Origin of the sequence: Thermoflavimicrobium dichotomicum (assembly GCF_900114055.1) — a bacterium.
Taxonomy (GTDB): domain Bacteria; phylum Bacillota; class Bacilli; order Thermoactinomycetales; family Thermoactinomycetaceae; genus Thermoflavimicrobium; species Thermoflavimicrobium dichotomicum.
Genome location: NZ_FORR01000008.1, coordinates 144,935 through 151,243 on the forward strand (window position 1 = coordinate 144,935; position 6,309 = coordinate 151,243).

The 6,309-nt window shown below is 39.3% G+C and carries 7 protein-coding genes and 1 rRNA gene; 6 read left to right on the plus strand and 2 right to left on the minus strand.

Going from position 1 to position 6,309, the window contains the following annotated elements; translation table 11 throughout:
• Positions 1-30 precede the first annotated feature (30 nt).
• The gene (locus tag BMZ78_RS10110; RefSeq protein WP_093230022.1) at positions 31-1,137 is read left to right on the plus strand and encodes a P-loop NTPase; all 1,107 of its coding nucleotides are present in this window, start codon (positions 31-33) and stop codon (positions 1,135-1,137) included.
• A 196-nt stretch (positions 1,138-1,333) separates the two neighbouring features.
• Here the strand turns inward: BMZ78_RS10110 and gerD are convergent, their stop codons facing one another.
• The gene (gene gerD / locus BMZ78_RS10115; protein WP_093230024.1) at positions 1,334-1,951 is read right to left on the minus strand and encodes a spore germination lipoprotein GerD; all 618 of its coding nucleotides are present in this window, start codon (positions 1,949-1,951) and stop codon (positions 1,334-1,336) included.
• 133 nt (positions 1,952-2,084) lie between these two features.
• Here gerD and BMZ78_RS10120 point away from each other — a divergent pair, with 133 nt between their 5' ends.
• The gene (locus tag BMZ78_RS10120) at positions 2,085-2,759 is read left to right on the plus strand and encodes a KinB-signaling pathway activation protein (RefSeq protein ID WP_093230026.1); all 675 of its coding nucleotides are present in this window, start codon (positions 2,085-2,087) and stop codon (positions 2,757-2,759) included.
• 62 nt (positions 2,760-2,821) lie between these two features.
• On the opposite strand, the gene pdaB is transcribed toward BMZ78_RS10120, so the two are convergent.
• Positions 2,822-3,586 (minus strand): polysaccharide deacetylase family sporulation protein PdaB, encoded by a 765-nt coding sequence (gene pdaB, locus BMZ78_RS10125; RefSeq protein ID WP_093230028.1) that lies wholly within the window; start codon positions 3,584-3,586, stop codon positions 2,822-2,824.
• A gap of 104 nt (positions 3,587-3,690) precedes the next feature.
• Between pdaB and BMZ78_RS10130 the strand changes: the two genes are divergently transcribed.
• From BMZ78_RS10130 to BMZ78_RS10145, 4 genes are all read left to right on the plus strand, one after another.
• Complete coding sequence (locus BMZ78_RS10130; RefSeq protein WP_175482399.1) at positions 3,691-4,302, plus strand: stage II sporulation protein M; 612 nt, start codon at positions 3,691-3,693, stop codon at positions 4,300-4,302.
• Between the two features lie 18 nt (positions 4,303-4,320).
• Complete coding sequence (locus BMZ78_RS10135; RefSeq protein WP_093230031.1) at positions 4,321-4,740, plus strand: OsmC family protein; 420 nt, start codon at positions 4,321-4,323, stop codon at positions 4,738-4,740.
• Positions 4,741-5,210: 470 nt separating this feature from the next.
• Positions 5,211-5,864 carry a DUF4309 domain-containing protein gene (locus BMZ78_RS10140; RefSeq protein ID WP_093230033.1) on the plus strand — a complete coding sequence of 218 codons (654 nt, stop codon included), beginning with the start codon at positions 5,211-5,213 and terminating at the stop codon, positions 5,862-5,864.
• 351 nt (positions 5,865-6,215) lie between these two features.
• A 16S ribosomal RNA gene (locus BMZ78_RS10145) occupies positions 6,216-6,309 on the plus strand; the annotation flags it as partial.

Below are 6,309 nucleotides of genomic sequence, written 5' to 3' on the forward strand. Positions count from 1 at the left end.
TCGATTCTAACACCGAGGTGTTTTCTAAATATGATCACTCGAGAAAAAGTGCTCGATGTACTACGCAATGTCAAAGATCCTGAGCTGAATAAAAGCTTGGTTGAACTGAATATGATTCGAAATATCCAGATTGAGGGTTCAACCGTTTCGTTGGATGTCATTTTAACTGTGCAAGGCTGTCCCTTGAAAGTCAAAATCCAGGAAGATGTGGAGAATGCAATTAAACAGCTGGGAGCAGAAGAGGTTCATGTCCGCTTTGGATCAATGACGGATGAGGAACGTGCAGCGCTTGCTGCTCGTCTGAAGAGTGAACGTCAAGCACAAACTTCACCAGCTAATCAAGGCGTTGGAACAGGCCATCCTTCGCCACTTTTATCCCCTGAGTCCAAAACGCAATTTATTGCTGTTGCAAGTGGAAAAGGTGGCGTAGGAAAGTCGACGGTTACCGTTAATTTAGCGGTAGCACTCGCTCGTGAAGGAAAACGGGTTGGAATCATTGATGCTGACATTTATGGCTTTAGTGTACCCGATATGATGGGTATTGAACAGCGCCCCGTAGTCATTGATCAAACGATTCTTCCTGTAACCCGTTTTGGTGTCAAAGTCATGTCCATGGGTTTCTTTGTTGAAGATAATGCCCCCGTTGTTTGGCGTGGCCCCATGCTTGGGAAAATGCTCCGGAACTTTTTCAGTGAAGTACATTGGGGAGAACTGGATTATCTCCTGCTTGATCTCCCGCCAGGGACAGGAGATGTGGCATTGGATGTCCATCAGTTGATACCACAAAGTAAAGAGATTATTGTAACGACTCCACATGCAACAGCGGCCTTCGTAGCAGCACGAGCAGGTGCAATGGCTATTCATACGAAGCATGAAGTGATTGGCGTTGTAGAAAATATGGCTTGGTACGAAAACAAGCAAGGGGAAAAAGAGTACGTTTTTGGCCGTGGGGGCGGTGAAAAGCTCGCACAAGCATTAAATGTGGAATTGTTAGCGCAGATTCCACTTCAGGCTCCTTCAGAAAAAGATGTTAACGATCCGAATTATTCTCCTTCTGTTTACGATGAAAGCCATCCAATTGGCCAGTTATATCAGGAACTGGCACGTAAAGTGATGGTAAAAGTACCTGTTCGTTAACGAATCTCAAAGGGAATAAGGTATACCTTGGTTCCTTAAGGATGTAACAAGTAAAGGGGTTCTTTTTCCAGTTGGCGACTTTTGCTCGTATGGATGGAGCGGAAGCAGAATGGAAAAGGAACCCCGACCCATTTGCCAACAATCTGGAGAGATTCTGATCCTTCAAAAAAAAATAAAAGCGCCTGATTTTGGCGCATTACATACCTCCACCTTCTTTTTTCCCATTCGTTTCTCCTCCGCCACCTCCGCCTTCTTCTGATTTTCCTCCTCCTTCCTGTCCTTTTGGCTGTCCGAACATTTTTTTCAACTTCTCTTGAAAACTCGGGATCTGAAGTGATTCTTCCATCATTTTCATAATTTCTTTTCGATATTCCTGGCTTTTAAGTAGTTGAATCACTTGCTTTGAGAATTGTGGATCTTTCATAATATCTAGGATCAGTTTTTGAAACTCAGGGTCTTTTAATAAGATTTTCATTAGCTCTTTCTGTTGCTTCTCTGTTGCTTTGGCGATATTTTGAGCGATTTGGGGTTTAGATAGTAGCTTTTCCCATTCTTTTTTCATTTGTTGATCCGTGATGGACTTGGAAATGGTTTCCTCTAATTCTTTGGTGGAAACGATGATGGCTTGTTTAAACTCCGGATCGCTCATTAAATCCTGGATCGCTTTTTTTCCTTCAGGGGTACGGATGAGATCCAATACCATTTCTTTTGTTTTTTGATAATCGGGTGTTGAACTCGACTCCGGACTGGATGAACTGCAGGAAGTTAAAGAAAAGAAGAGGATAAGTACAAGAATCCATTGGTTCCGGCGCATGATTGAAGTCCTCCAATTTGCAAGTTACTACATGTTAATATGAGAATTTATCATTGTCTTTATGCTCGACTAGCCAATGGAAAGAGGATTTTGTTAAAATCAGAGAAGTGAATGAAACAGGAGCGTTGGTAAAATGACAATAAAAAAATTAATTTGGTGGGTATTTTCAACTTTATTGATTGGTTGTATTTTGGGTTTTGCTTTGGGAATGATGCTCCATATATTCCCATTTAAACAATGGAGTATGCTGTTACTGACAGGTACTACTTGTGCTTCTGTTGCTTTATTGGGCTTTTTTGCTTATTTGATTTTCAATTGGCTTGGCGCAGGATTTGTTCGTAATCCTCGTACCTTTCAATGGGTTCAAGTTGTGCTGATCATCTTGACGGTCGGGAATTTGGTTTACCTTTTTGCTACCAAATTCATGGGTTGGAATTTATTTTTCCATCTATTGGCTCCGCTTTTGATTATAGCGGTGGCAATCCTGGTGGCTTGGCTGAAGGCAAAATGGACGAACGTAAAAGCCTTTGTTCCGTCTTTATTTTTCATGATTGTAGCAACTGTAATTGAGTCCTTGCCCTGGATTAAGCCAAAAACGGGAAACGTAACGCTATCCTCTATTTTTTACACAGTAGTCATTTTATTGAGCTGTAATGCGTGGCAGATACTGAATCTGCACAAATGGGTCAAGCGACCTGAAAAAGGAGCAAAATCAAAGCAAGAGAAGCCTGCAAAGCATATAGAGAAGGCGGTTACATCATCTCCACAAAAGAAAAAGAACAAGAAAAAGAAGAAAAAGAAAAAATAAAAACGAAAAAAAGGTGATTCTGCTTATGAATCACCTTTGTTTATAATGAATGAAGAATGAAATTATTCCACTGGATTCATCTTTATATTGGAACCAGCAATTAATTCAGAAACCGTTACAAATTCATATCCTTGTGCTCTCAACTGATCAATGATAGCTGGAAGAGCTTCATGTGTCTGGCGACAGGAATCACTTGCGTGCATTAATATGATATCTCCAGGATGCACTTTGCTGACTACCCGTTTAATGATTTTGTCCACACCCGGATTTTTCCAGTCAAGCGAATCTGTATCCCACTGGATGGTGGTATAATTCATTTGATTGGCGATCTGCAAAACGCGCTTGTCGAAGTCCCCATTGGGGAAGCGAATCAGTTTGGGTTTTTTTCCTATCAGTTTTGTCAGGATTTCATCTGATTTTTGAATTTGGGTTCGAATTTGTTCTTCCGTATAAGAACTATAATTATCGTGTCGGTGTCCATGGCTACCAATTTCGTATTTCATATCGACAATACGCTTGACCAGATCTGGATGGGATTCTGCCCACGGGGAAGAAAGAAAAAAGGTAGCTTTTTTTAATCCTTTCTGTTCTAATACATCTAATATAGGACCCGTTCGCTCCTCGCCCCAGCTGATATCAAAGGTTAACGCTATTTGTTTTTTATCTGTTTTTACACTATAGATTGCTGTGGGGTCTTTGGATAAAGGAGAAAATACTTGGATATCATGATTCTCGGCATAATAAATACCGATGGCGAAGAGGAAAGCAACAATGATCAGAGCCGTTTGCTTTAAACGTTTTCCTGATAAAACCCAAAAGAAGCTCATATGATGTACCCTCCAACCTTTTTATTAATGGTAAGACCTGTCCCTTAATAAAATGTATGCGTATGGACGAGGGTTATGAAAGATTTTCCAAAAGGTGGGATTATATGCAACGGTTTTGGCAGGCGCTAAAAGAAGAGAGGCAATACATTCTGATTGCATCAATGGTTTTTATAGTGAGTGCAGTTTATAGCTATTTCAATGCAGAGACGTTGTTTGAAAGCCTGAAAGAAACTCCTGTATTTAAGCAATTAATGGGAATGGTAAAAAATACGGAAAAGAATCCAGAGTTTTTCAGTATTTTTACGATGTTATTTTTAAATAATACACAAGCGAGTTTTATTCTATTAGTTTCCGGTCTGTTTTTTGGACTCATGCCTTTTATGGGTGTAGTGACCAATGGGGTTATTTTGGGTGTAGTCATTCATCAGGCTGCAAAGGCAACGGGGCATAGTCCTTTTCTCATTTTTACAAAGTATATTTTGCCACACGGAATTTTGGAGTTACCGGCATTCCTTTTGGCAGTAGCGATGGGGCTTCGCTTAGGAGTTACAGTAATAAGGACGTTTATTCAATTTCTGCAGAAACAAAAGGAAAAAAGTATAATGGAATGGAGAAATCTTTTTAAACGGCTACCGGTTTATTGTGTAGGTATCCTTGTTTTTCTTTTCTTTGCAGCGATCATTGAGTCACTATTGATTTTGTCTTCCATCTCGTAGAAAGAAGGGGATTGCACAATGAAAGTGGAGATTCAGTGGAAAGGAAAAATGCATTTTGAAACTTCTACACCTTCTGGCCATGTATTATCACTCGATGCAGCGCCAGAGATCGGAGGGGAAAATAAAGGTCCCAGACCAACAGAAGCATTGTTGGCGGCGGTAGGTTCTTGCTCAGGTATTGACATTGTGGATATTTTGACCAAAATGCGCTTGCATGTGGAGTCTTTTTCAATGGAAGTAGCAGGTGAGCGGGCAGAAGATCATCCAAGGCGGTTCACACAGGTACATATGCATTATAAATTAACGGGTAACCTCCCTGAAGAAAAAGTACGCCGTGCTGTGAAGTTATCGGTTGAGAAGTATTGTTCCGTTGCTCAATCCTTAAATGCCAAGTTATCTGCAAGCTTTGAAATCAATGGACAAGTTTATGACATGTGAGTTCGAAAACAGAGCCTTATTCGTGGAGGTTGGGAATTAATTTAACGAAAAGTATCCATGAGATTATAAAGTGGTAAGATGAATGGGTGCGCCGAACGGGGAAGAATAAGCTCTCTCTAAGTTCGGCATTTTTTGTTGTGTTGAAAATTAAATATACTAATAACTTCGGTACGATAAATATTGAAATCAGATAACAATCACCACTTTAGTATTCTTCCATGATCATTGAGTGCCAGTAATCAAATAGAGACTAACAGTTATCTTGGATTTGTCGATTTAGAAATAAATCAATTACAATTTATTGACAATTCAATATTCAACAGTATTGCATGTTGTATACACTTATCATTTATGAATAAAATATATATATTCAATTTGAATATTGAATGAATTGCATCTTCTTTCGATTTATAGGAGAGTGGGTGAACCTCTCCTTTTACTTATGACTGAATACGAATGAAAAGGTGGTAATGGTGAAAAAAGTTCCTTTATTTGTAAGTATGGTAGCATCTGTATGTTTACTTTCTGCTTGTTCGCTTTTAGGGTCTACAGATGCAAAAGCTCCATCTGCATCGAATAGTTCTAACTCGTCGAGCCAACAACCATCCAATAGCAATCCAGCAAATAGCGGTTCCAATCCTTCTTCTGATCCATCTTCCACAGACTCTGCCCAGAATTCAAAACAAGGTGATCACAAAAAGGATAAAGATTCAAATGTAGACACAAATGTAGACAAAACAACTTTGACGAATCTATATAATGAAGCAAAGCAGGGGAAAGTGGCTGGTTGTGAGTTTCCTGTCGGTACAAAATTACAAGAAATTATCGATAAGTGGGGAGAACCAAATGGCGGAGATCCTGGTACTGCGGTATATACGAAGAAAAAGTGTAGTTTCGATACCGATTTTTCCGACACAAACACTGAGATGAGCAATTTAAAGGTAGTTGCCGTTCATGGTAATCAAGCAAAGTTTAAAAAGATAAAAATTGACCATGTGAAGAAAGAGCTGGGCAAACCAATGAGCCAAAAAGGTAAAGTGATGATTTATCAGGCTGAAGCATTTAAGTTAAAATTCTACTATGATTCAAATAATAGGGTCACCAATGTGGTAGTTAGTAAGTAACAAATTTGGAAGAAATATAGATTTCTTTATAAATGATTTGGTTGTAAATTTTTTAGTTAAAAGTTTGGTTTGGAGGCTGCCATGCGAGAGGTTAGCCTCTTTATTCTATTTGCCAGCGCACATCTCAAAAGAACTCCAAACTGCCTGAAACAGCAGGTGATCAGCTACGATTTTTGTTACCCGATCCTATAAAAATAAATATCTAATTTTTTTCTTGCATTTATTAATCATTCATGATATATTTATAAGCGTCAGTTCGAAAAGAACAGTAAAAACAAGATAAATGGAGTGTTCCTTGAAAACTGAAGAGTGAAGCATGACCTCGTTGATTCGATAGAGCAAATCAAACTTTTTTTGGAGAGTTTGATCCTGGCTCAGGATGAACGCTGGCGGCGTGCCTAATACATGCAAGTCGAGCGGGGTTATTTCCTTCGGGAAATAACCT